Here is a 24101-nt window from a genome sequence, read left to right as displayed (position 1 = left end):
CGAGGAGGACACGTGAGCGACGAGGCCACGATCACCACCGAAGAGCCGCACGCCGCCGCCGGGCTCCCGTACGCCGCGGAGGAACTCCGCACGGACCGCCTGCTGCTGCGCCCGCTCAACAGCGGAGACCTCGAGAACGAGCACGAGTTCAAGCGTGTGAAAGACGTGGCCCGCTACCTCTACTGGGAGGTGCACGACCACGACGAGTCGGCGGAGCACCTGCGCAAGCGCATCGCCATGAACCGGCTCGCCGCCGACGGCGACGGGATCGTGTACGCCGTCGAGCTGCCGGAGCCCGATGGCGGCCACGGACGGGTCATCGGCCACGTGAGCCTGTTCCTCAAGAAGGCCGAGTGGGCGAAGTTCGAGATGGGCTGGGTCTTCCACCCGGCGGTCCACGGTCGTGGTTACGCCACCGAGGCCACCACGCGCCTGCTCGAACTGTGCTTCGACACGCTCGGCGGGCACCGCGTCTTCGCACAGCTCGACGCCCGCAACGAGGCCTCCGCCCGCCTGTGCGAGATCCTCGGGATGCGGCAGGAGGCGCTTCTGCGCCAGACCGAGATCGCCAAGGGCGAATGGACGGACACCGCGGTGTTCGCGATCCTCGAGCAGGAGTTCCGCGCGGGCCGATGACCTCCGCGCATCCTCAGTAGGATGGACGGGTCCCCACACCACCCGGCACCGAACAGGGAGCACCCATGGCCGCACCGTCGAGACTGGATTCCGTCATCACGCTGGCGCAGCACCGCGGATTCGTGTTCCCCTCCGGCGAGATCTACGGCGGTACCCGCTCGGCGTGGGACTACGGCCCCCTCGGCGTCGAGCTCAAGGAGAACATCAAGCGCGAGTGGTGGAACGCCTTCGTGCGCGGCCGCGGCGACATGGTCGGCCTCGATTCGGCGATCATCCTCCCCACCGCGGTGTGGGAGGCCTCCGGTCACGTGCAGGTCTTCAGCGACCCGCTGACCGAGTCGCTGATCACCCACAAGCGTTACCGCGCCGACCACCTGTTCGAGGCGTACGAGGCCGAGCACGGCCACCCGCCGGCGAACGGTCTCGCCGACATCGCCGACCCGGACCACCCGGACAAGGTGGGCCAGTGGACGCCCATCCGCCAGTTCTCCGGTCTGATGAAGACCTACCTGGGTGTCGTGGACGACGAGTCGGGCCTCCACTACATGCGTCCCGAGACCGCGCAGGGCATCTTCACCGACTTCGCCGCCGTGCTGCAGACCGCACGCAAGAAGCCGCCGTTCGGCATCGGCCAGATCGGCAAGGCGTTCCGCAACGAGATCACGCCGGGCAACTTCATCTTCCGCACCCGCGAGTTCGAGCAGATGGAGATCGAGTTCTTCGTCGAGCCCGGAACGGACGAGGAGTGGTTCCAGACCTGGATCGACCTCTGCTGGGACTGGTTCGTCGACCTCGGCATCGACCCGCAGAACATCCGCCGTCTCGAGCACGAGAAGGACAAGCTCGCGCACTACTCCAAGCGCACCATCGACATCGAGTACAAGTTCGACTTCGTGGGAAGCGAGTGGGGCGAGCTGATGGGTGTCGCCAACCGCACCGACTTCGACCTCAAGACCCACATCGAGCACTCGGGCAAAGACCTCAGCTTCTTCGACCAGAACAAGAACGAACGCTATGTGCCGTTTGTGATCGAGCCGTCGTTCGGTCTCACCCGCGCGCTGATGGCGTTCCTCGTCGACGCCTACGACGAGGAGGAGGTGCCGAACGCCAAGGGCGGCACCGACAAGCGCACCGTGCTGCACCTCGACCCGCGTCTGGCGCCGGTGAAGGTCGCCGTGCTCCCCCTCTCTCGCAACGAGGCGCTCTCGCCCCTCGCACGCGGCCTGGCCGACACGCTGCGCAAGCGCCGCAACGTCGACTTCGACGACTCCGGCGCTATCGGCCGCCGCTACCGCCGGCAGGACGAGATCGGCACGCCGCTCGCGGTGACCGTGGACTTCGACTCCCTCGAGGACGACGCGGTGACCGTGCGCGACCGCGACACGATGAAGCAGGAGCGCATCCCCCTGGAAGGCCTCGACCGCTACCTCGCGGAGCGTCTGCGCGAGATCTGACCTCCGCGCAGGGCCACCGACCGCTAAGGTGGGGCCACCGCGACGGAGACACGATGAGCACGGCTCCCCCCAACACCGCGCCGGCCCCGCCGGCCACTCCCTCGCCGGAGAGACCCCCGGCCTGGGCGATGCTGCGCGCGTACGTTCAGGTCGCACCGGCGAGTGTCGCGCTCGCGCTCATCGTGCTGGCGACCTCCATCGCCACCGGGACGCTGTGGAGCGCGGCCACCGCGGGCGGCGGGGCGCTCGTCTGGGCCGCCGGTGTGTCGACGACCATCCACGCGGGCTTCTGGTGGACACCGCTGACGGCGTTGTTCGTGCCCGAGGATCCCATCCAGGTCGTGGTGTCGTTCGTGCTCGCTCTGACACTCGTGGCCGCGGCGGAGCGGCTGCTCGGCACCGCCCGGCTGGTGCTCGCCTTTCTCGTCACGGGTGTCGTGGGCGTCACGCTCGGGGTGCTCGGGCAATGGGCCGCGGCCGGCATCGGAGAGATCCTGGCCCGGGCGACCGAGTTCGACTTCACGCTCGACCCGACCATCGGAATCGTCGGAGCGCTCGTCGCGGCCAGCGCCTTCGCGAGCACGCTGTGGCGGAGGCGCATCCGGCTGCTGACGTTCGCGGTCGTGGTGATGTTCGTGCTCTACAACGGCGACCAGAACAACGTCTACCGCCTGTTCGCCGCACTGCTCGGTCTCGCGCTGGGCGTGATCCTGCGACGGGGCCGCCTCCAGAGGATGCGCCGCAGCTCCCACGCCGAGACGCGCAACCTCGTTGCGGCGATCGTCGCCATCACCGCCGTCGGGCCCCTCGCGGCGCTGCTGCCGCCGGGCGGTCTGGGTCCGCTCTCGTTCGTGGCCGCGCTGTTCCTGCACCAGGAGGTGGATGCCGCCTCCGTGCTCGCCGCCTGCCGGGTCGCCGACACCTCCAACTGCCGCGACGAGCTCGCCTCGGTCGCCATCCAGGGCGTCGGACCCCTGCTGCTCACCCTGCTGCCGCTGGTCCTGCTGATCGTGACGGCGATCGGCCTGCGCCGCGGCCGCCACTTCGGGTGGCTGCTCGGGATCGTGGTGAACGTCGCGATGATCGTGCTGCCGTTCACCGCGCTCCCCGGGGGCGACGTCAACGTGCGGGTGGACAGCCTCGACGCGCTCGCACCCGCGATCGAGGTGCTGCTCTGGCTGCTGGCCGCCTTCCTGGTGCCGTTCGCGTCGATCGTGCTGCTGCTGGCGACCCGGCGGCAGTTCCAGATCCGGGCGCCACGGGATGCCGTCGTGCGCTTCACGATCCTGGTCGTCGTCTCGTTCGCCCTGCTCGCAGTCGCCTACCTGATCGCGGGCCTCGCGGCTCTCGGCTCGTTCGTACCGGAGGCGAGCATCGGCGACGTGTTCCTCTCGACGCTGAGGCTCTTCGTGCCATCGGGTTTCGAGTCGGTGCTGGGGCCGGTGATCGTGCCGACGGCGCCGGTGGTCCTGTTCCTCTATCAGTGGGTCGGACCGGTGTTCTGGACGATCTTCGTCATCGGCACGATGCGGCTCTACCGGGCGACGTCGACCGGGCGCACGCTCGGCGACGAGGTGCATTTCCGCGAGCTGCTCCACGCCGGCGGCGGCGGGACACTGGGATTCATGGGAACCTGGCCCGGAAATGTCTACTGGTTCTCCGAAGACGGCGAGGCGGCCGTGGCGTACCGCGTCATCAACGGTGTCGCCATCACCCTGTCCGATCCGGTCTGCCGCCCCGAGCGCGCGGAGCAGACCGTCATCGACTTCATCGGCTTCTGCGACGCCAACAGCTGGACTCCCGCGTTCTACAGCATCCACGGCTCGTTCCTGCCGGTGTTCGAGTCGCTCGGCTGGCAGACCGTCTCGGTCGGCGAGGAGACCCTCATGCACCCGCAGAGCTTCGACATGCAGGGCAAGCCCTGGCAGAAGGTGCGGCAGGCGCACAACCGGGGCGTGAAGGAGCGCATCTCGACACTGTGGACGACCTGGGACGAACTGGCCCCATTGCAGCAGAGCCAGATCGTCGCGCTCAGCGAGCAGTGGGTCTCCGAGAAGGAGCTGCCGGAGATGGGCTTCACGCTCGGCGGGATGGCCGAGCTGAAGGACCCGGAGGTGCGGCTGTACCTCGCATACGATCCGCAGGGCGACCTGCAGGCCGTGACCAGCTGGCTGCCCAGTTGGCGCGACGACCGTGTGGTGGGCTACACGATCGACTTCATGCGCCGCGCCGACCGCAGCATCCCCGGGATCATGGAGTTCGTGATCGCCTCGGCGGCCCAGCGGATGCGCGGAGAGGGCGTGGAGGTGCTCAGCTTGTCGGGCGCGCCGCTCGCCACCAAGCCCGCCGGCGCCCTCGACGACCAGACCGAGGCCGAGGGTGGGGCCGAACCGGCCGTGATGGACCGTCTGCTGGCCTTCCTCGCGAAGACCTTGGAGCCGGCCTACGGCTTCGCGTCGCTCTTCACCTTCAAGAGCAAGTTCAACCCGACCTACGAGACACTGTGGATGGCGTACCCCGACGCGGTCGCGCTGCCCGCGATCGGCAACGCGATCGGCCGCGCGTACCTCCCGGACGCGAACGCGAAGGAGTACGTCGCGCTCGCCAAGACGCTGATGCGCTGAGCGCGGACACGCCGCAGCGCACCGCGTGAAACGGGCTGAGGCGGACCGCTGGTTCGACTACGCGGCGGAGCGTGCGTTCCTGGGGTGATTCCCGCGGGGACGAGCCGGTGGTAGGCGCAGCTCGGCGAGCAGGCCGCCGGCGGGGTTGGCGCGCAGCCGCACGACGCCGCCGTGCGCGTCGGCGACGCTCGCCGCGATCGCGAGGCCCAGACCGCGCCCGCGGGTGGCGTCGCCGCCGGAGGTGCGCCCGGCGCCCCGCACGAACGGCTCGAGCAGAGTCTCGACGATCTCGTCGGGGACGCGCTCCCCGGTGTTGCGGACCACGACCGCGATGGTGTCGCCCTGCCCGGATACGCGGACCTCAACCCTTCCGCCGTGGTGGTTGTGCTCGACCGCGTTCCGCATCAGGTTGCCGATGCATTGCCGCAAGAGGACGGTGTCGCCGAGCACGACGGAGTGCCCGGGCACCGCGCTCGACGGCGAGACCAGAACCTGCACGTTGCGGCGGCGGGCCTCCGGGGCGACGGCGCGGGCCGCCCCCGCCACGACGAGTGCCAGGTCGACGGGCTCGCACGTCAGCCTGCCCTCGCTGATGTCGGCGAGGTCGAGCAGCGCCTCCACGGTCTGCAGGTTCGTGCTGTTGACGGTGCGGATGCGGCCGGCCAGCGCGCGCAGGGCCGCGGAGTCCGCCTCCGGGTCGGCGAGCGCGACGTCGATCATGGTCTGCACGGTCGCGAGCGGAGTCCGCAGTTCGTGGGAGGCGTTGGCGGCGAAACGACGATGCGCCTCGAAGGAGCGGGCGAGCGAATCGAGCATGCCGTCGAAGGTGTCGGAGAGACTGCGGATCTCGTCTTTCGGGCCCCGCAGACCGATGCGATGGTCGAGCAATCCGGCCGCGGCGAGGGTGGCGGCGTCGTTGATCGATTTCAGGGGGCGGAGCACGCGCCCTGCCACGATCCAGCCGATGATCCCGCTGAGCACGGCAAGGAGCGCGAGGGCGACGACGGAGATGAGCAGCAGCAGCTGCAGGAAATCGGCCTCACTCGTCACCGAGAACGGGGCGGTGGCCCGAAGGGCTTCGACGCGTTCCGTGTCGACGGTCGCCGGCTGCTCCGCTGTGGCCACGGGCATCGGGGTCCTGGTGCCGAACGTCGCCGGACTGCCGTCTGCGGTCGTGGACGCGACGATCGCGTAGGACGGCACGAAGCGCATGAACACCCAGACGACGGCGATGAGCACTGCGCCGCATCCCGTCACCAGCCCGGCGTAGGTCAGGGTCAGGCGCGACCGGATGGTGAACCGGGGCCGCCAGGAGAGCAGGGGGCTCGCGTCGGGTTGTGCGCTCACGCCGGGCCCTCGAAGCGGTAGCCGGCCCCGGGCACGGTGTGGATGACAGCGGGTTCGCCGAGGCGCTTGCGGAGATTCGAGACGGTCACCCGGATGGTGTTGGTGAACGGGTCCGCGTTCGCGTCCCACGCTTTCTCGAGCAGGGTCTCGGCGCTCACCACTCCCCCGGCGGCGTTCATCAGGACGTCGAGCACGGCGAACTCCTTGCGGCTCAGCCGGATGAACCGGCCGCCGCGGTACACCTCGCGCCGGAACGGATCGAGGCGGACGCCGCCGGCCTCGATCACCGGCGGCCGGGCGGCCTGGGTGCGCCGCTCGAGTGCGCGCAGCCGCATGACCAGTTCGGGGAAGTCGAAGGGCTTGGCCAGGTAGTCGTCTGCGCCGAGCTCGAAGCCCGCGACCTTGTCGCCGAGTGTGCGCGCCGCGGTGAGCATGATGACACGGCACGAGGGGTACGCGGCGACGATGTGTGCGCAGACGTCGTCACCGTGGGTCCCGGGAATGTCGCGGTCGAGCACGACGACGTCGTAATCGTTGACCGCGAGGTGCTCCAGCGCGCTGTCGCCGTCGTTGACGACGTCGGCGGCGATGGTCTCCCGGCGCAGACCGGTCTGGATGGCCTCGGCCAGGAACGGCTCGTCCTCCACGATCAATGCGCGCATGGTGCCTCTCTTTCGGTCGTGGATGCAGTACAGCACGTCAGACATCAAGGAAACATAAAGCATTTTCTGAACAGCCTGACAACGTGCGAACGAGTGGACTGGTGACGTCCGATTCACGAGAAGACCACCCACATGAGGAGATCTGATGCGCACCAAGAAGACCGCCACCCTGACAGCCCTCGCCGTGCTGCCGCTCGCGCTCGCCCTGATGACCGGCTGCAGTTCCACTCCGCCCGCGGGCGGAGACGGCACGCCGCCGACATCGTCCGGGAAGACGTACACGGACATGAAGGAGTGGCAGCTCGCATACGCCACGTGCATGCGCGACGAGGGCATCGACATGCCCGATCCCGACGCGGACGGTCGCGTGCAAGCCAGCAAAGTGGAGGACATGGAAGTGTACGAGGCGGCATCCGACACGTGCATCGGGAAGATCGGCGACGCCCCGGTGGACCCGGGAACCCAGAAGTCGCCTGCGGAGCTCGAAGAACAAGCGTTGAAGCTCGCCCAGTGCTTCCGCGATGCCGGGTTCGACATGCCCGATCCGGAGGACCCCCGTGCGCTCACCATTCCCAGCGATGCGCCGGACGAGGTCGTGAAGAAGTGCATGCCGGGGACCACCACCTCCACCAAGTCGGTCACCGAGGGGTAGGAAGAGCGTGGACGGCAACGGACAGGAGCGCACCGCGATGACGGTGCACGTAGACGAATCCGTGGACATCCGCACAACGGGGAAGACCGGGCTACGGCGGGCGGTCATCGTGACCGCGTGCGTGCTCGCCGCGCTGCTCGCCGGGGGCGGTGTGGCCGCAGTGCTGACGGCCGGGGCCGCCGACCGCAAGCCGGCGGCCCCGAAGAAGCTGAACGCCGCGACCGCGCCGATCGAACGGGGAACACTGCAGGGCACCAGCAGTACGACCGGGACCCTGGCATATTCCGGCTCGCGCAGCATCGGAAGCGGCAGCGGCGGGGTCATCACTGCGCTGCCCGTCGCGGGTGCCAGCATCGGCCTCGGCCAATCGCTCTTCGCCGTGGACAACCAGCCCACGTACCTGATGCTCGGCACCATTCCGGCGTGGCGCGCGTTCGAGTCGGGGATGGACGACGGACCGGACGTGAAGGCGCTCGAGGAGAGCCTCACCGCCCTCGGCCACTTCGACCGTGCACCGGACGAGGAGTTCACCTGGGCGACCAGAGCTGCGATCACGCGCTGGCAGAAGGCCACCGGCCAGGAGCAGACCGGCAGCATCCCGCTCGGGCGCATCGTCTTCGCGCCCGGGGAGCTCCGGGTGGCCGAGCTCGGCGCGGCGGTCGGCGACCAGATCGCGCCGGGTGCCCGGATGCTCACGGCGACCGACCTGACCAAATCCGTCAGCGTCGACCTCAAGCTGGCCGACCAGCAGCTCGGCGTGCTGGACGCGTCTGTCGCCATCGACCTGCCGGACGGCAAGCGGACCACGGGCACGGTCGCCTCGGTAGGCGTGCCGACCGAGAAGGATGCCCCGAGCGGGGGCAAGGCCGTGGTCATCCCGGTGGTGATCGCCCTCGACGATCCCGCGGCGACCGGCGCGCTCCAACAGGCCTCGGTGATGGTGCGCTTCCCCACTGAGAAGCGGGAGAACGTGCTCTCGGTGCCGGTCGGGGCGCTCCTCGCACTGAACGGCGACCGGTTCGGCGTGGAGGTCGTGCGACCCGACGGCAGCACCGAGCGGGTTCCTGTGACGACCGGGCTGTTCGCAGCCGGACGCGTCGAGATCGCCGGGAAGGGCCTGAAGGAGGGCCGGAACGTGGTGGTGCCGTCGTTATGAGCTCCGAGATCATCTCCCTCTCCGGCGTCGAGCGGAGCTACGGCGAGCCTCCCGTGCTGGCCTGCGCCGGCGTGACCCTCCACCGCAGGCACCGCCCTCGTCGACGGCCGGGACGTGCACGCGCTCTCCGACGGCGAGCTCTCCGCCCTGCGGGCCCACCGCATCGGCTTCGTGTTCCAGCAGTTCCACCTCGCAGAGGGAGTCACCGCGCTCGACAACGTGGCGAACGGGCTGCTCTATTCGGGTGTCCCACGTGCGGAACGGCGGAGAAGGGCCGCTCGGGCCCTGGATCGCGTCGGCCTCGGCCACCGGATGACCCACAAGCCGTCACAGCTCTCGGGCGGCGAGCGGCAGCGCGTCGCGATCGCCCGCGCCGTCGTCGGCGACCCGCCACTCCTGCTGGCGGACGAGCCGACCGGCAACCTCGACAGCGCCTCGGGCGAGGCGATCATCGAGCTGTTGCACGAGCTCAACCGGCAGGGGACGACCATCGTCGTGATCACCCACGACACCGAGCTGGCCGAGAGACTGCCACGGCGGATCACGATCCGCGACGGGGCCGTGGTGTCGGATACCGCGGCGATCGCGGCCTCCGCGCCACCCCCGGTCGCGCCCCGCACCCTTCGCTCCCGGCTGCTCGGCCGCGACGCCCTGCGCCTGGGCACCGCGGGCCTGCGCTCCCGGCCTGCCAGAGCCGTCCTGTCGGCGCTCGGCATCGCCATCGGCATCGCGGCGATGATCTCGGTGGTGGGCATCTCCGCCTCCAGCCAAGCCCGCCTCACCGCGCAGCTGGACGCGCTCGGCACGAACCTGCTGACCGCGCAGGCCGGCATGAGCCTGTTCGGCGAACAGACCGAGCTGCCGTCGGATACGGTCGGCAAGGTGCGCCTCCTCGACGGTGTCGAGAAGGCGAGCAGCGTCGCCGACCTGAAGCAGAAGGTCTACCGCAGCCCGCTCTCCGATCCGTCCGCCACCAGCGGAATCGCGACCCTCGCGGCCGACCTCGACCTGCTCGCGGTCGTCGGCGGCACGGTGCATTCGGGAACCTGGTTGAACGCCGCCACGGGATCGTTCCCGGCCGTGGTGCTCGGCAGCTCGGCGGCCAGGCGGCTCGGCATCGTCACCCCGGGCACCCAGATCTGGCTGGGGGGTCGCTCACTGACCGTCGTGGGCATCCTCGACCCGGTCGCGCTCGCCCCCGAACTGGACTCCGGAGCACTGATCGGCGAGGCATCGGCGACAGAGCTCTTCGGCTTCGGGGGAAGCCCGACCACGGTCTATCAGCGCCTGGCCGACGACTCCGTAGAGCACGTGCGCGGCCTGCTGAACCGGACCATCAGTCCGCAGTCCCCCACCGACGTCGAGGTGTCGCGCCCCTCCGACGCCCTCGCTGCCAAAAGTGCCGCCGATCAGGCCTTCACCGGCCTCCTCGTGGGCCTCGGCTCCGTCGCCCTGCTCGTCGGCGGCATCGGCGTGGCGAACACGATGATCATCTCGGTGCTGGAGCGCCGCCGCGAGATCGGTCTGCGGAGGGCGTTGGGAGCCACGAGAGGACACATCCGGTCACAGTTCCTCGCGGAGGCGCTCCTGCTCTCGGCGTCCGGAGGCGCGCTCGGCGTCCTCCTCGGCGCCGGCGCGACGGCTGCTGCGGCGATCGCCAGCGGCTGGCCGACGACGCTTCCGCCCGAGACCGTCCTCACCGGTCTCGCCGCCACCCTGGCGATCGGCGCGACGGCAGGCCTCTACCCGGCGGTCCGTGCGGCGAAGACCCCGCCGACGTCGGCACTCACCGCCTGAGGGTGGGAGCGGCCATCCGCTCTCACGTCAGAAGACGTACTCCAGGAGGTCGAGCCCGACCGTCCGCATGCCGTCGATGACCGCCAAGCGTGCCGGGAGCGACGAGTCGTCGAAATAGGTGGAGACGGCGTACGTGACGCCGGCGCGCGGGCCGCGCAGGACGCCGACCTCGCTGCGTACGCCCGCGTCGGTGCCGGTCTTGTTGACGAGCAGGATGCCGTGCTCGGGGTGGCGGTGGGAGTGCGGGTCGAGGCCGAAGGCGCTCGAGACCAGCGAGAAGTCGCTGTTGAGCGACAGCCAGGAGATCACCTGGCGGCTGGTCTGCGCATCGACGACCTCGCCGCGCGCGAGCGCGGAGAACAGCCACGTGAGCTCGTTGGCGCTGCCGACCGACAGTTGCGGGGCATCGTCCGGGCCGCGGTGGTCGCGCACCAGGTCGAGGAGTGCCGTGCGGGTCAACCCGAGCGACTCGGTGCGGGCGCTCACGGCCTCCAGCCCCACGCGGCGGAGCAGCACGTTGGTGGCGAGGTTGTCGCTCGTGGCTCCGACCAGGGCGGCCAGGTCGGCGACGGGCAGGGCCGGCACCTGCAGGTGCTGCCAGATGCCCGAGTCGCCCGCGATGTCCTGCGGCGCGCGATCGAGCTGGACCAGCGGGCTCAGCTGCCCGGACTGCAGCCGGGCCGCGACCTCCACCAGCAGCAGCACCTTGCCGATGCTGGCCGTCGGCATCACCACGTGGTCGTCGACCGAGAACAGCACCTCACCCGTCGACAGGTCCGTCGCCCGGGCCGACACCTGCACGCCGTGCAGGGCCAGCCGGCCGAGCGCGTCGAACCCACGGGTGAACACCTCGGGCGTCGATGCCGCGGATCCGCGATGGCGCCCACGACGCGTGGTCACGTGGCGGCGTCTGTGGTCGGTCTCGGGGGTCTGGATCGTCACGGGTTGCGCTGGGCTCTTTCTTCCGACTCGGGCCATCGGCAGTTGGGCGGTCCCCCCGGGCCGCGTCGCGACGGGGAGGGCGCCCCGACACGATAGGCACGATGTTACCCCGATCGGGGGGTCACCGAGAGACCTTTCGCGCCGGGGCACCGACCGCCTCACCAGATGGTGACGCGGTCCTCCGGAGCGAGCCACAGCGCGTCCGCCTCGGTCACGCCGAACGTGTCATAGAAGGCGTCGATGTTGCGCACGATCTGGTTGCAGCGGAACTCGTTCGGCGAGTGCGGGTCGATCGCGAGCAGGCGGATGACCTCCTCGTCCCGCGACTTCTGCTGCCAGGCCTGCGCCCAGGAGAGGAAGAAGCGCTCGGCGCCGGTGAGACCGTCGACAACGGGAGGCTCCTGGCCGCCGAGGGACAGCAGGTAGGCCTTCCAGGCGATGCCGAGGCCGCCGAGGTCGCCGATGTTCTCGCCGATGGTGAGGGCGCCGTTGACGTGGTGATCGGGCACCTGCGCCGGAGCGAGGGCGTCGTACTGCGCGATCAGGCTGCCGGTGCGCTTCTCGAACGCCTCCCGGTCGGCGGCCGTCCACCAGTCGTGGAGGCGGCCGTCGCCGTCGAACTTGGACCCCTGGTCGTCGAAGCCGTGCCCGATCTCGTGGCCGATCACCGCGCCGATGGCGCCGTAGTTGGCGGCGTCATCGCGGCCCTCGTCGAAGAACGGGTACTGCAGGATCGCGGCGGGGAAGACGATCTCGTTGAAGCCCGGGTTGTAGTACGCGTTGATCGTCTGGGGTGTCATGAACCATTCGTCGCGGTCGATCGGCTTGCCGATCTTGCCGAGCTCGCGGTTGAACTCGAACAGCGCCCCAGCCCGGACGTTTCCGATGAGATCGGTCGGGTCGATGATCAGCGACGAATAGTCGCGCCACTTGACCGGGTACCCGATCTTCGGCGTGAACTTGCCGAGCTTGTCGAGCGCGCGGCGACGGGTCTCCTCACCCATCCACTCGAGCTTCTCGATGCTCTGCCGGTACGCCTCGATCAGGTTGGCCACCAGGGCGTCCATCGCCCGCTTGGCCGTGGGCGGGAAGTGCTTCTCGACATAGATGCGCCCGACGGCCTCCCCCATCGCGCCCTCGACGAGGGAGACGCCGCGCTTCCACCGCGCCCGCATCTCGGGCGTGCCGGTGAGGGTGCGTCCGTAGAAGTCGAAGTTGGCGTCGACGAAGTCGCCCGAAAGGTAGGGGGCCGACCCGTGGATGATCTGCCACGCCAGCCAGTCCTTCCACGACTGGAGGCGGTCGTCGGTGAGCAGCCCGGCGACGCCCGAGGTGAACGACGGCTGCCGCAGCACGATCTCGGCGAGCGCGCCCTCGGGGGCCTCGAGCCCCTCGGCCCAGCTGTCGAGGTTCGCGGCGCCGCCCTCGGCGGCGCCACCGGCGTCGGCGCCACCGGCGAACAGGGTCGCGGCGTCGGCCCACGAGTACAGGTTGTACGTCTTCTGGGAGTCGCGCGAGCGCACGTTGTCCCAGTGCTGTGCGGCGATCTCCACCTCGAGGTCGTACACCCGCTGAGCGCGCTCGGGCGCGTCCTCGAAGCCGGCCAGCTCGAACATGCGCTGGATGTGCGCGGCGAACGCCTCACGGACCGGCGCGAATCGCTCCTCGCGGAAGTACGACTCGTCGGGCAGCGAGATGCCGGCCTGTTCGGCGAAGACGAGGTAGCGCTCCGGGTCGCCCGGGTCGTTGTCCACGAAGAGCTGGTAGAAGCCGCCGACCCCGTGGCGCTCGAGCCGGCCGAGGGTCTGCAGGAACGACGGGATGCTGTCCACATCGCTCGCGAGCGCGAGCTGCGACTCGATCGGCTTCGCCCCGAGCGCGTCGACCCGTTCCTCGTCGAGGAAGCTGGTGTAGAGGTCGCCGAACGCGCGCTCCTCCGTCCCTTCCGGCGCACTCTGGGCCGCCTCGACGATCGCGCGCACGGCAGCCTCGGACTGCTCCGCGAGCTCCGCGAACGAACCCCAGCGCGCCTTGTCGGACGGGATCTCGGTTCGGGAGATCCAGGTGCCGTTGACATGCCGGAACAGGTCGTCCTGGGGTCGGATCGTGGGGTCGAGTTCGTCGGTTGCGATGCCGGAAGTGAGCGTCATGGGGCCAGCCTACGTGGCGGGCGGCCCGGCTGTCAGGCGCGCGCGGGACCACCTGCGCGGAGCCGGGAGAAGGAGAGGAGGAAGAGCGCGGCCAGGACGAGCTCGGCGAGAATCGAGGCCGCGCCGGAGACGCTGCCGTAGCCGGCGACGGAGAACCCGATGTTGATCAGCGCGAGGAGGCCGTAGCCGGCTCCGAGCACACCGGAGAGCAGCGGCCGGTTCGTCATCCGCCACCAGGGCCGGGCCGCGCGCACCGGCTCGCCTGGGCCGCGGAAGACACGCGATACGACGTACCACCCCAGGAGCTGGAGCGTCGTCAGCAGGATGGAGGCGACCTCCGAGTGCAGTGCGTCGAAGAGCAGGACCAGCCCGAGGTCGACCACCAGCAGCACGACGACGACGAGCGCCTTCTGGGCCGGACTGGTGAAACGCATGGTGCTCCCTGGATGAGTTCGAAGGCTAGCATTTCAGATTTTGGCAAGCGCCCTCGCGCGGCGCGCCGGAAGTCGGGCGGACGCAGTGCCGCCCCGGCACCGATCAGCAACGGACTCGAAGGCGCGGCCCCCTGGGATCCGGCGTGCACTCGAGCCCGATCGCCGGACTCCCGCCCGACAACCGGCGCAGCTGACTCCCCCCACGAGACAGCGCGGCGCCCGATTCAGGCGCGCCTGAAACTCTATTGTTGATATGTAGAGTTTTGCAAATCGATCCCGGCCGGGCGTGTCGAGCAAGCCTCATCAGGTGCGGAGGCGCTCCGCCCGGATCTGCTCCCACTCGTTGATCATGACCGGCAGCCGCTCTTGCATGAATCGGTAGAAGCCCGCCATATCGCGCAGACGCTCCGTCGCCGGGTCGGCGGGGTCATCGATCGCAGCGAGGCCGGTCTCGGCCTGGTCGGCGAGCACGCCGTAGATGGGGCTGTTGCTCACCATCAGCGAATACCAATCGGAGGGCATCTGGTAGAGGTCGCGGCGACTGCCGTTCTGCGAGAGCCGGCGGACGATACCCAGCGTCTGAAGGTAGCGCACCGCCCCCGAGATCGCGGCGGCGCTCACATCCAGTCGCTCGGCGAGCTGAGCCGCTGTGAGACCGGCGGACTCCGTCACGGTCAGGGCCATCAGCACGCGCGCGGGCATCTTGGGGAACCCGGCGGCGGTGAGGACCGCCGCCGAGTGCTCCATCATGTCGGCGAGAGCCTGCTCGTCCCTGGCCATGCCGCCTCCTAACCGATCGCGAAGTCCCGGCGACGGATGAGCATCGCCGAAGCGGCGAGCGCGACCAGCGCGATGCCGAACATCCAGTATCCCCCGGTCCAATCGACTTTTCCGACGACGACCGGTGCGTCAGCGAACGGCGACACGTGCCGCAGCCAATCGGGCAGCTTGATGAGCGCGCCGAAGATGCCGATGAAGGCCCCCGCGCCGAGCGCGGCCCAGCCGACCGGGACGGTCCAGCTCGGCAGCAGCACGAAGATCAGCGTCAGCACACCGAGGTAGACCAGCGCGACCGGGAACTGAGCGGCCGCGGCGGCGAAGGCGTCATTGAAGGTCGACGCCTTCTCCCCCGCCGCCACGGCCGACAGTCCGGCGGCGAGAGCGGCCGCGACCAGCACGAGCGCGATCGCGAACAATCCGACCAGGACGAACTCGAGCAGCCACCGCACCCGCGAGACCGGCGTCGCCATCATCACTTCGGCGGAGCCGCTCACCTCTTCCTGCCGCAGCCGGATCACCGCCTGGACAGCGCACGCGGCGGCAAGGACGCCGACGATGGACATGATGGCCGAGAGGAACAGCGCGGTCAGCGGACCAGATCCGCCCGCGCCCAGATGGGCGACGGCGTCGCGGATGTTCGACAGGTTGGGGTCGGAGGCGATCGACGAGCTCACCACGCTCCCGAGCGCACCCGCCAGCACACCGGTGAGCAGACCGCCGACCGCCCAGCCGACGATGATCGGCCACTGGAGGCGCCAGGCCAGCCCGAGCGGTCCGTTCAGCATCGGGAGGGCAGTGCGCCGACCCGCGCGCTCCGGCACGATTCCGGCGCCGGAGTCGCGGACGGTCTGCAGGCCGAACACACCGGCGATGAGCACGGCTGCGAAACCGAGCTGCAGGAGCAGAGGCCACCAATCGTTCTGCTCATACGGCGAGAACTGCTCGCCCCAGCCGATCGGGCTGAGCCAGGTCGGCCATCCCGACACCATCGTGGTGCCCGTGCTCGTCACGGTTCCGATCGCGTCGCCGATCCCGCGGAGCGCCCAGGCGGCCACCACGATCGCGGCGGCGTAGCCGTTCGCTCCGCGGGAGGTGGTCATGACCTGCGAGAGCAGGAGCCCGACAGCGAGGAACGCGATGCCGGCTCCGCCGACGGCGGCACCCGCGATGAACGATCCGTAGACCGGGAGCCCGGCGGCGATGAAGCCGAGCGCTGTGGCCAGAGCCAGCGCGATGTCGGCGACGACACCGTGCACGACAGTGGCGACTGTCGGCAGGAGCCGGGCCGCCGGCGTCGAGCCCACGAGCTCGGCACGACCGGACTCCTCCTCTGCGCGGGAGTGCCGCACGGCCAGGAACGTGTTCATCAGGCCCGCGAGCAGCGCGAGGAAAGTGTAGATCTCGAAGAAGGTGACCGCGGCGAGCCCGGTCCCCTGGGGAAGGCCGCGCAGCACGAGCACGGTCGGGTTCGCGATCGCGAGCCGGATCAGTTCGGCACGGCCGGACGCCGAGCCGTAGGTCTGCTCGATGCTGGCGGCCGAGAACAGCGCGAGGAAAGCGATGCTCAGGATCCAGATCAGCAGCTGCCAGCGGTCACGCCGCAGTCGCTGCCGGAGCAGGACCCGCATGGTCGCACCTCGGCGGCGCGCGGGCGCGACGGAGCGGCCTCCCGAGCGGGCGGTCGCACGGTCGGTGGCGGTGGCGCTCATCGTGCCTTCGCCCCCTCCCGACCGCGATCCGCGTGGGGCTGCTCGACGGCGGCGAGCTCGTCGCCGTAGTGCCGGAGGAAGAGCTCCTCGAGCGACGGCGGAGCGACCGTCAGGCTCTTGGCATCGAGCGCGGCGAGGACGGCGAGCACCGGCGCGAGGGCGTCGCTGTCGGCCGTGAACCTCACGCGGCCGTTGACGACGCGCAGATCGTGTGCGTCCGGGATGCCGGCGAGCTGTTCCTGCGAGACGCTGTCGGCCGCGAACGAGATCTCGGTACGCGTGAGGTGACGCAATTGTTCGAGTGTGCCGGACTCGACGGTCGTGCCCGCACGGATGATGCTCACGCGGTCGCAGAGCTGCTCGACCTCCGACAGGATGTGGCTCGAGAGCAGCACGGTCGCACCGTCACGCGCGATACGCGCGATCTCGGCGTTGAACGTGGCCTCCATCAGCGGGTCGAGCCCGCTGGTCGGCTCGTCGAGGATGTAGAGGTCGGCGGGGGTGGCGAACGCGGCCACGAGCGCGACCTTCTGGCGGTTACCCTTCGAGTAGGCGCGCCCCTTCTTGGTGGGGTCGAGCTGGAAGACCTCGACGAGCCGCTTCTTGCGCTCGGCGTACGCGCTCTTGTCGGCCGTGCCTCCTCGCAGACGCGCGAGCAGGTCGATCGCCTCTCCGCCGGAGAGATTGGGCCAGAGGCTGACATCGCCCGGGACGTACGCGATGCGTCGGTGCAGCGCGACCGCGTCGCGCCACGGATCGCTGCCGAAGACGCGCGCGCTTCCCCCGTTCGAGCGGGCCAGGCCCAGCAGGATGCGGATGGTGGTGGATTTTCCCGCGCCGTTCGGCCCGAGGAAACCGTGGACCTCTCCTTCGGTGACGGCGAGGTCGAGTCCGTCGAGGGCCCGCACCCGGCCGAATCGCTTCTCGAGGCCCGAGGCCTCAATCACTGTGCTCATAGGCGGGACTATACGCTTAATTCAGTAATTTGTGAAAACTGCTAACGACTTCTTTACGCATGTCTATCGGCACCGTGCGAGGACGCGATCGAGCGCCGCCTTCTCCGCCGGCTTGACCCACAGTCCGTACTTCGTCTTGACGCTGACCTGACGGGCGGCGTACTCGCAGCGGAACCCCGCAGCGGGCGGCAACCAGGTGGCCGCATCCCCCGCGCCCTTCGCCTGGTTGGCGCGACCGTCCACGGCCAGGAGTTCGAGCGGGTCGTTCGCCAGCTCGACCCGTCTCTCCTGACTCAGCGACTGCGCACCGGTCTCCCAGGCGTCGAGGAGGGCCACGACGTGGTCGATCTGCACCCGGGCCGACGTCTCCTGCCCGCGCGTGAAGACGATGGTCGCGCCCGTATACGGGTCGGCCAGCGTGCCGCTGAGCACCCGGCAGTCCGCCCGGCGCGTGACGCCGGAGAGGTCGCGGGCCAGGATGTCGTCGCGGGTGTCGCAGCCGTTGCGGTCGACGTCGAGCCAGGCCTGGCCGAACTTCGCCACGCGGTCGTACCCGGTGGCAGGCGCGCGGCCCTTGACCGGCAGGGCGGCGAGGGCGACTCGTGCCGCTGCCGCATCGAGGAGGCCGGAGGCCGACCGAGAGCCGGCCGGCGCCGCTGCGGACGGCGCACTGCTCGCGGCGTCGTCTGCGACCGATGCGGCAGTGCCGCCGTCTGCCGTCACGCGGGTCAGGGCCGCGTAGCCTCCCGCGCCCGCGATCGCGAGCACCAGGGCGACCGCGACCACCGGCCAGGGAGCCGTGCGACGACCGCGCACGCGCGAGCGCGTCACAGGAACGAGTCGTCGGCGAGCCCACGGTGCAGCCCGCGTCGCGACACGTGGACGCCGGGGCGCTGCGCCGTCGCGATCTCACCGAGCTCGCGCATCACGCGCCCGAAGAACGGCGCCGCCGCCGCGTTGCGATAGGCACCCGGATGAAGGTCGGCCTCGTTGCGCAGCCGGATCTCGGCCCGGGCCGCCTCGATGGGCGCGATGACCTTGGCGCCGCCGCGATACCGGATCAGCCGGTGCACCCACTCGTCGAGGGCCTCCGGAAGCCCTGCGGGCACGCGGTCGTGCTCGGCGGCGAGGGACGTGCGCGGCACTCCCGCACTGTCGGGAGCCGTCGCGTAACGCTCGCGCGCAGGCGGCTGGTCGCTCGTGCGCCGTTCGGCGCGGAGCACCGCCAGGAGGTCGTCGGTGCGGTTGGCCTGCTGCGCCAGCACGTCGAGCGCCTCGACGGCCGACGCGTACTCCTCTTCATACCCGGCGTAATCGGACGGATGCGCGGAACGATCGTGGGCCAGGTCGGTGCGCGCGGAGGCCGCCTGCCCCTTCGTGAGCACCGTGCGACCGTTGCGGACGCGATCGAGACGCCAGGACCAGGTCGACAGCAGTTCCGGCATCAGGTGGCTCATGACTCCACTGTAAGAAGGGCCTCCGACACCGGGGGCCGCGACACGTCGGGGGTGCACGGTAGCGTTGTCGAGCCGTGAACCTCCGCCTCCGCCGCCCGCTCGACCGCGAGATCCTGCGCCTCGCCGTGCCGGCTCTCGGAGCGCTCGTCGCCGAGCCGCTCTTCCTGCTCGCCGACTCGGCGATGGTCGGGCATCTCGGCGTCGCGCCGCTGGCCGGCCTCGGCATCGCGAGCGCCGTGCTGCAGACGATCGTCGGACTGATGGTGTTCCTCGCCTACTCGACCACGCCCGCGGTCGCCCGACGGCTCGGCGCCGGGGATGAACGCGGCGCCGTCGCCGCGGGCGTTGACGGCAGCTGGCTCGCACTGGCCCTGGGGATCGTCCTGGCCGCCGCCGGCTGGTTCGCCTCGCCGCTGCTCGTCGGGCTGTTCGGCGCCGGGCCGGCGGTCACGGCCGAGGCGACGACCTATCTCACGCTGTCGATGCTCGGCCTCCCGGCCATGCTGCTCGTCTTCGCCACGACCGGACTCCTGCGCGGCCTGCAGGACACCCGGACGCCGCTCGTGGTCGCGGTCGGCGGGTTCGGGGCGAACATCATCCTGAACTTCGTCTTCATCTACGGGGCCGGTCTGGGCATCGCCGGATCGGCGCTCGGGACGGTCGCGGCGCAGTGGGCGATGGTCGCGGTCTACGCGCTGATCGTGGTGCGCCACGCGCGCCGTGTCGGCGCTCCGCTCCTCCCGCACAACGGCGGCATCGGCCGCACGGCGCGCGCGGGAGGCTGGCTGTTCCTGCGCACCGCGAGCCTGCGGGCGGCCATGCTGCTGGCGGTCTTCGCTGCGACCCGGCTGGGCCCGGACGAGCTCGCGGCGTTCCAGGTGGGGATGACCGTCTTCGCCACGCTCGCGTTCGCCCTCGACGCGCTCGCGATCGCCGCGCAGGCACTGGTGGGCAAGGGGCTCGGCGCGGGCGAGCTGGCGGACGTCCGCGAGGTGCTCCGCCGCTGCGTGCAGTGGGGGGTCGGGGCCGGAGCGGTGCTCGGGGCCGTGACCGTCGTGCTCAGCCCGATCGCGGCGGGACTCTTCACGAGCGACTCCACGGTCGCGGCTCTACTGCCTCCCGCTCTCGCCGTCATCGGCGCGAGCGCTCCGCTCGGTGGGTACGTCTTCGTGCTCGACGGCGTGCTCATCGGGGCCGGCGACGCGCGCTACCTGGCGCTGACCGGCGCGCTCAACGTGGCGGTCTTCGCGCCGCTCGCCCTGGCCGTCGTCGCGTGGGGCTCGCACGACGCCGGAGGCTTGGCGGCGCTGACCGCCGCCTTCGCGTTCGGCTACCTCGGTGCGCGGGCGCTCACGCTCGGCCTCCGCGCCCGCGGCCGGGCCTGGATGCGACCCGGCGCCGAACGCTAGCGCCGCCCCTCATGCGGTCGCTCACCGCCGTCCCGCCGCCGCACATTCGTCACGAATCGCCACTTTCGTGGCACGAATCGCGACATTCGTCACGAATCTCGCGTCAGGCCAGCCACTCGCGGGCCGCCACCACGAGCGCGCGGACACCGGTGTCGATGGTCGGCTGGGCCAGCGGCGCGAAGAACGGCGAGTGATTCGACGGGATGTCCGTGTCGACCGTGCCCGCCGCCATCGCTGCGCGCACGACCTCGGGGTCACCGCCCCCGAGAAGCCAGTACACCAGGGGGACGCCCGCGGCCGTGGCCAGGTTGCCGACATCCTCGCTACCGGAGAGCGCACCGGGCTCGAGCACGGCCTCCGCGCCGAACTCCGCGGCGAAAGCCGCGTTGACCCGCGCGGTGGCCTCCACGTCATTGACGGTGACGGGGTAGCGCTCGCCCCACTCGACCGTCGGCTCGTGCGGCGATCCGCTCGCCTGCATCTCGGCGCGGAGGATGCGATCCACTCCCTCCAGCACCCGGCTGCGGACCGTCTCGTCGAAGCTGCGCACGCTGATCCCCAGCGTCGCGGACGGTGCGATGATGTTGTTCTTCGTCCCGGCGTGGAGCGTCCCGACCGTCACGACCGCGGTGTCCTGAGGCGCGATCTCGCGTGACACGACGCCCTGCAGCCGCATGACCGCCGCAGCGGCCATCACGACCGGGTCGATGGTCGTCTCCGGGCGCGATCCGTGGCCGCCGCGGCCGTGCAGCGTCACCTCGAAGGCGTCGACCGCCGCCATCGCCGCTCCGGGGTGCGCGCCGACCATGCCGGCGGGGAACGGCGTCACATGCTGGCCGAGCACGACGTCGGGCAGCGGCACGGTGGTGTAGAGACCGTCCTGCACCATGACCTCGGCGCCGCCGCCGTGCTCCTCGGCAGGCTGGAACACCGCGACGACGGTGCCCGACCAGTCGTCGGAGGTCGCGACGAGCTGCTCGACGGCGCCGAGCAGGCAGGTGATGTGGATGTCGTGGCCGCACGCATGCATGACCGGCACGGGATGCCCGTCGTCGCCCGGTGCCGTCGCGGTGGACGCCCAGGGCAGTCCGGTCTGCTCGAGCACGGGCAGACCGTCCATGTCGGCGCGCAGCAGCACCGTCGGTCCATCGCCGTTGCGGAGCACACCCGCGACACCGGTCCGGGCGATCCCCGTGTGCACCTCGAGGCCGAGCGCGGCCAGCTGCTCCGCGACGATGCCGGCGGTGCGGTGCTCCTCGAACGAGAGCTCGGGGTGGGCGTGCAGGTCGCGGTACAGGGCTTCGAGATCCATGGGTCCACCTTATGTGCGCGCGGTGCGGCCTACGGAGGAGATCGGCGGCGCGGGCCTCAGGAATCGCAGGCAACGGAGGAACTGGCGAGCATGCGGGAAGGATCTCCTCCGCTGACCACGGACGCAGCGCGCGGCGGCGCCGCGGCGCGGCTACGCCCGGCGCGGCTCCGCGGTCGTGTTGCCGCGGTGGAACTCGCTCGTGAACGAGGCTGGGCGCGGGACGCGACCTTCGAGCATCTCGACGATCGCGTGGCCGGCGGCACGTCCCTTGTCGACGGCGGGCTGGACGAGCGTGGTCAGGTCGTAGGGCCACAGGCCGTCGACGCGCACGCCGTCGAAGCCGACGACGCTGACGTCTCCCGGCACGGTCAGCCCGAGCTCCTCGGCCGCGCGGATCACTCCCGCGGCGAGCAGGTCGCTCTGCGCGATGACGGCGGTCGGCCGATGGGCGGGGTCGCTGAGCAGCGCCGTGCCGGCGATCCGGCCCTCCTCGACGAAGGAGCCGCGCGTCATCCACCCGCCGGCCTCGGGGAAGACGTCGCGCGCGCCGGCGAGACGTTCGTTGGCCGTGGTCGAGCTGCTGTGGCTGACGTTCTCGGCCGTGAGCGGCCCTCGGGCGCGGTCGCGCGTCAGCGGGAGGGCGACGATGGCGACGTCGCGGTGGCCCAGGTCGCGGAGGTGCTGGGCGGCCAGCCGGGTGGCCTCCCGGTTGTCCTGGCCGATCGACGGCACATCGTCGGACGGACCGCCCTCGATCGCGACCAGGGGGATGCCGCGCTGCCGCAGCATGGCCACCGACTCGTCGAGGCGTGGGCTGCAGCCGACCAGCACCACCGCGTCCATCGGGGCGTCCTCGATGCGCTGCGCCGTCTCGCCCGCGTCGGTCAGGATCAGCAGTCCCGCGTCGACCGCGGCGATCTCGTCGGAGATGCCGTCGAGCAGGGCGATCTTGATGGGGTCGCGGAACGCGTCGCCGACGCGCTCCTCCATGACGACCCCGACGATGCCGGAACGGCCGCGCCGCAGCGAGCGGGCGCGCGGATCGGGGCCGGCGTAGTTGAGCTGCTTGGCGGCCTCGAGCACGCGCTCGCGGGTGGCGTCCGAGACCGGCCCCGTGCCGGAGAACGCCAGGGAGGCGGTGGAGTTGGAGACACCCGCCAGCCGGGCGACCGCGGCCAGTGTCGGCCGGGGTCCCAGGAGGGGTGTGCTGCTGTCGTTCACGTGTGGTAGCTTAGTCGAATCGTTTCGATCGAAACGATTCGAGTGCCGAATTCACCAGGAATGCCGATGTCACAGCCGACCCCGACGACGACCCGTTCGCGCCGTGAGCTGCGTGCCTGGCGCAACGCGGTGTTCGTCATCTTCATCCTGAGCGGGCTCGCGATGGCCACCTGGGTCGCCCGGATCCCCGGCGTGCGCGACGACCTCGGGCTCGGCCGCGACCCGTCGGCCGTCGGCCTGCTCATCCTCGGGATGTCGATCGGCGCGATCATCGGGCTCTCGGTGTCCTCCCTGGTGCTGGTGCGGTTCGGGCCGCACCAGGGCATGGTCGGCAGCCTCGTGATCGTGGCGGCCGGCACCCTCCTCATCGGGTTCGGCTCCAGCGTCTTCCACGCCGTCCCGTTCGTCGCCATCGGCCTGGTCCTGCTCGGCTTCGGCAACGGGATGGTGGACGTGATGATGAACGTCGAGGGCACGGCGGTCGAGCGCGAGATCGGCAAGACGCTGATGCCGCTCATGCACGCCTTCTTCAGTTTCGGCACCGTGCTCGGCGCGGGGATCGGCGCGGCAGCGGCGGCCCTCCACATCGCGGTGTCGTGGCATCTCGCGGTGATCGCTGTGCTGATGGTGGCCGTGGCGCTCGTCGCCATCCGGTTCATCCCGCGCGAGGCCGAGCTCGGCGACGAGACCGAGGCGCAGCCGCGTCTGCCGTTCGCGCAGCGGCTGCGCGCCTCCCTCGCGGTGTGGGCGGACTGGCGTCTCATCCTGATCGGCGTGGTCATGCTGGGCATGGCGTTCGGGGAGGGGTCGGCGAACGACTGGATCGCATTGGCGACCGTCGACGGCCACGGCCAGCAGAACTCCACCGGCGCCGTGGTCTTCGGCTTCTTCGTCGCGGCGATGACACTGGGCCGCGTGCTCGGCGGCCCGATCGTCGATCGGGTGGGCCGCGTCACGGCCATCCGGATGACGGCGGCCCTGGGCGTGGCGGGGTTGCTGCTGTTCATCCTCGGAGGCCCGCTCTGGGTGGTCGTGATCGGCACCGTGCTCTGGGGCTTCGGCGTCTCGCTCGGCTTCCCGCTCGGGATGTCGGCAGCCTCGGAGGGGCAGGACAACCCGGCGGCCCGCGTCTCTGCCGTCGCCATCATCGGCTATTGCGCCTTCCTCGTGGGGCCGCCGCTCATCGGCTTCCTCGGCAAGGAGTTCGGCCTCCTGAACGCGCTCTACCTCATCCTCGTGCTGCTGGTCGCCTCGTTCCTGGCGGCACCCGCCGTGCGCCCGCTCGCCGAGCGCCGGGCCCGCTCGGTCGCCCCGGCCGCCGAGTAGCCTCGTCGCGGCGCCGAGACGGCGCGAAATCGGCCGAAGGGCGCCCAGACGGCGGACAGTGCGCCGCCTCGCGAACG

20 protein-coding genes are annotated in these 24101 nt (G+C 70.7%); 8 read left to right on the top strand and 12 right to left on the bottom strand.

Going from position 1 to position 24101, the window contains the following annotated elements; all coding sequences use genetic code 11:
- Nucleotides 1-12: 12 nt before the first annotated feature.
- The 3 genes from Q0Q23_RS05070 to Q0Q23_RS05060 all read left to right on the top strand — a co-directional run bounded on the left by Q0Q23_RS05070 (nt 13) and on the right by Q0Q23_RS05060 (nt 4714).
- Nucleotides 13-636: a GNAT family N-acetyltransferase gene (locus Q0Q23_RS05070; RefSeq protein WP_295120277.1), complete on the top strand. Its 624-nt coding sequence runs from the start codon at nt 13-15 to the stop codon at nt 634-636.
- A gap of 65 nt (nt 637-701) precedes the next feature.
- A complete protein-coding gene (locus Q0Q23_RS05065; protein WP_295120275.1) occupies nt 702-2090 on the top strand; it encodes a glycine--tRNA ligase in 1389 nt (462 codons plus the stop codon).
- Nucleotides 2091-2143: 53 nt separating this feature from the next.
- Entirely contained in the window at nt 2144-4714 is a 2571-nt protein-coding gene (locus Q0Q23_RS05060; protein WP_295120274.1) for a DUF2156 domain-containing protein, read from the top strand.
- A gap of 57 nt (nt 4715-4771) precedes the next feature.
- Here Q0Q23_RS05060 and Q0Q23_RS05055 read toward each other — a convergent pair whose 3' ends face one another.
- Nucleotides 4772-6061 (bottom strand): HAMP domain-containing sensor histidine kinase, encoded by a 1290-nt coding sequence (locus tag Q0Q23_RS05055; RefSeq protein ID WP_295120272.1) that lies wholly within the window; start codon nt 6059-6061, stop codon nt 4772-4774.
- Complete coding sequence (locus Q0Q23_RS05050) at nt 6058-6723, bottom strand: response regulator transcription factor (protein WP_295120421.1); 666 nt, start codon at nt 6721-6723, stop codon at nt 6058-6060. Before Q0Q23_RS05050 ends, Q0Q23_RS05055 begins: the two co-directional genes overlap by 4 nt.
- A 145-nt stretch (nt 6724-6868) precedes the next feature.
- Here Q0Q23_RS05050 and Q0Q23_RS05045 point away from each other — a divergent pair, with 145 nt between their 5' ends.
- The 3 genes from Q0Q23_RS05045 to Q0Q23_RS05035 all read left to right on the top strand — a co-directional run bounded on the left by Q0Q23_RS05045 (nt 6869) and on the right by Q0Q23_RS05035 (nt 10328).
- On the top strand, nt 6869-7375 hold the full coding sequence (locus Q0Q23_RS05045; protein ID WP_295120270.1) for a hypothetical protein: 507 nt from the start codon (nt 6869-6871) through the stop codon (nt 7373-7375).
- 7 nt (nt 7376-7382) lie between these two features.
- Nucleotides 7383-8531, top strand: coding sequence for a peptidoglycan-binding protein (locus Q0Q23_RS05040; RefSeq protein WP_295120267.1), 1149 nt, complete (start codon nt 7383-7385; stop codon nt 8529-8531).
- A gap of 114 nt (nt 8532-8645) precedes the next feature.
- A complete protein-coding gene (locus Q0Q23_RS05035) occupies nt 8646-10328 on the top strand; it encodes an FtsX-like permease family protein (RefSeq protein WP_295120264.1) in 1683 nt (560 codons plus the stop codon).
- Nucleotides 10329-10355: 27 nt separating this feature from the next.
- Here the strand turns inward: Q0Q23_RS05035 and Q0Q23_RS05030 are convergent, their stop codons facing one another.
- The 8 genes from Q0Q23_RS05030 to Q0Q23_RS04995 all read right to left on the bottom strand — a co-directional run bounded on the left by Q0Q23_RS05030 (nt 10356) and on the right by Q0Q23_RS04995 (nt 18756).
- Entirely contained in the window at nt 10356-11270 is a 915-nt protein-coding gene (locus Q0Q23_RS05030; protein WP_295120261.1) for a serine hydrolase, read from the bottom strand.
- Between the two features lie 158 nt (nt 11271-11428).
- Nucleotides 11429-13420, bottom strand: coding sequence for a M13 family metallopeptidase (locus Q0Q23_RS05025; RefSeq protein WP_295120257.1), 1992 nt, complete (start codon nt 13418-13420; stop codon nt 11429-11431).
- A gap of 32 nt (nt 13421-13452) precedes the next feature.
- Nucleotides 13453-13854, bottom strand: coding sequence for a hypothetical protein (locus Q0Q23_RS05020; RefSeq protein WP_295120254.1), 402 nt, complete (start codon nt 13852-13854; stop codon nt 13453-13455).
- A gap of 303 nt (nt 13855-14157) precedes the next feature.
- The gene (locus Q0Q23_RS05015) at nt 14158-14634 is read right to left on the bottom strand and encodes a GbsR/MarR family transcriptional regulator (protein WP_295120251.1); all 477 of its coding nucleotides are present in this window, start codon (nt 14632-14634) and stop codon (nt 14158-14160) included.
- Nucleotides 14635-14642: 8 nt separating this feature from the next.
- Entirely contained in the window at nt 14643-16343 is a 1701-nt protein-coding gene (locus tag Q0Q23_RS05010; RefSeq protein ID WP_295120248.1) for an ABC transporter permease, read from the bottom strand.
- Nucleotides 16340-17299, bottom strand: coding sequence for an ABC transporter ATP-binding protein (locus Q0Q23_RS05005; protein WP_295120245.1), 960 nt, complete (start codon nt 17297-17299; stop codon nt 16340-16342). Before Q0Q23_RS05005 ends, Q0Q23_RS05010 begins: the two co-directional genes overlap by 4 nt.
- A 63-nt stretch (nt 17300-17362) precedes the next feature.
- Nucleotides 17363-18130: an HNH endonuclease family protein gene (locus Q0Q23_RS05000; RefSeq protein ID WP_295120242.1), complete on the bottom strand. Its 768-nt coding sequence runs from the start codon at nt 18128-18130 to the stop codon at nt 17363-17365.
- A complete protein-coding gene (locus Q0Q23_RS04995; protein WP_295120239.1) occupies nt 18127-18756 on the bottom strand; it encodes a hypothetical protein in 630 nt (209 codons plus the stop codon). The genes Q0Q23_RS05000 and Q0Q23_RS04995 overlap by 4 nt, the downstream gene beginning before the upstream one ends.
- Before the next feature lie 74 nt (nt 18757-18830).
- On the opposite strand from Q0Q23_RS04995, the gene Q0Q23_RS04990 reads away from it, so the two are divergent.
- A complete protein-coding gene (locus Q0Q23_RS04990; protein ID WP_295120236.1) occupies nt 18831-20165 on the top strand; it encodes an MATE family efflux transporter in 1335 nt (444 codons plus the stop codon).
- Nucleotides 20166-20268: 103 nt separating this feature from the next.
- Here the strand turns inward: Q0Q23_RS04990 and Q0Q23_RS04985 are convergent, their stop codons facing one another.
- Nucleotides 20269-21477, bottom strand: a complete 1209-nt coding sequence (locus Q0Q23_RS04985; RefSeq protein ID WP_295120233.1) for an amidohydrolase — start codon at nt 21475-21477, stop codon at nt 20269-20271.
- 150 nt (nt 21478-21627) lie between these two features.
- Nucleotides 21628-22698 carry a LacI family DNA-binding transcriptional regulator gene (locus Q0Q23_RS04980; RefSeq protein ID WP_295120230.1) on the bottom strand — a complete coding sequence of 357 codons (1071 nt, stop codon included), beginning with the start codon at nt 22696-22698 and terminating at the stop codon, nt 21628-21630.
- Between the two features lie 66 nt (nt 22699-22764).
- On the opposite strand from Q0Q23_RS04980, the gene Q0Q23_RS04975 reads away from it, so the two are divergent.
- Nucleotides 22765-24024: an MFS transporter gene (locus Q0Q23_RS04975; RefSeq protein ID WP_295120227.1), complete on the top strand. Its 1260-nt coding sequence runs from the start codon at nt 22765-22767 to the stop codon at nt 24022-24024.
- The last annotated feature ends 77 nt before the right edge of the window (nt 24025-24101 follow it).

It is taken from the genome of uncultured Leifsonia sp., assembly GCF_945957465.1.
Classification (GTDB): domain Bacteria; phylum Actinomycetota; class Actinomycetes; order Actinomycetales; family Microbacteriaceae; genus Leifsonia.
This window is presented reverse-complemented; position numbering and strand designations above follow the sequence as displayed.

What these genes read in the sequence shown, in the direction of transcription:
- Q0Q23_RS05020 (WP_295120254.1), bottom strand. Translation starts at nt 13,854, where the DNA reads ATGCGTTTCACCAGTCCGGCCCAGAAGGCGCTCGTCGTCGTCGTGCTG.
- Q0Q23_RS05005 (WP_295120245.1), bottom strand. Translation starts at nt 17,299, where the DNA reads ATGAGCACAGTGATTGAGGCCTCGGGCCTCGAGAAGCGATTCGGCCGG.
- Q0Q23_RS05060 (WP_295120274.1), top strand. Translation starts at nt 2,144, where the DNA reads ATGAGCACGGCTCCCCCCAACACCGCGCCGGCCCCGCCGGCCACTCCC.
- Q0Q23_RS04985 (WP_295120233.1), bottom strand. Translation starts at nt 21,477, where the DNA reads ATGGATCTCGAAGCCCTGTACCGCGACCTGCACGCCCACCCCGAGCTC.
- Q0Q23_RS05065 (WP_295120275.1), top strand. Translation starts at nt 702, where the DNA reads ATGGCCGCACCGTCGAGACTGGATTCCGTCATCACGCTGGCGCAGCAC.
- Q0Q23_RS05050 (WP_295120421.1), bottom strand. Translation starts at nt 6,723, where the DNA reads ATGCGCGCATTGATCGTGGAGGACGAGCCGTTCCTGGCCGAGGCCATC.
- Q0Q23_RS04995 (WP_295120239.1), bottom strand. Translation starts at nt 18,756, where the DNA reads ATGAGCCACCTGATGCCGGAACTGCTGTCGACCTGGTCCTGGCGTCTC.
- Q0Q23_RS05015 (WP_295120251.1), bottom strand. Translation starts at nt 14,634, where the DNA reads ATGGCCAGGGACGAGCAGGCTCTCGCCGACATGATGGAGCACTCGGCG.
- Q0Q23_RS04975 (WP_295120227.1), top strand. Translation starts at nt 22,765, where the DNA reads ATGTCACAGCCGACCCCGACGACGACCCGTTCGCGCCGTGAGCTGCGT.
- Q0Q23_RS05045 (WP_295120270.1), top strand. Translation starts at nt 6,869, where the DNA reads ATGCGCACCAAGAAGACCGCCACCCTGACAGCCCTCGCCGTGCTGCCG.
- Q0Q23_RS05025 (WP_295120257.1), bottom strand. Translation starts at nt 13,420, where the DNA reads ATGACGCTCACTTCCGGCATCGCAACCGACGAACTCGACCCCACGATC.
- Q0Q23_RS05010 (WP_295120248.1), bottom strand. Translation starts at nt 16,343, where the DNA reads ATGAGCGCCACCGCCACCGACCGTGCGACCGCCCGCTCGGGAGGCCGC.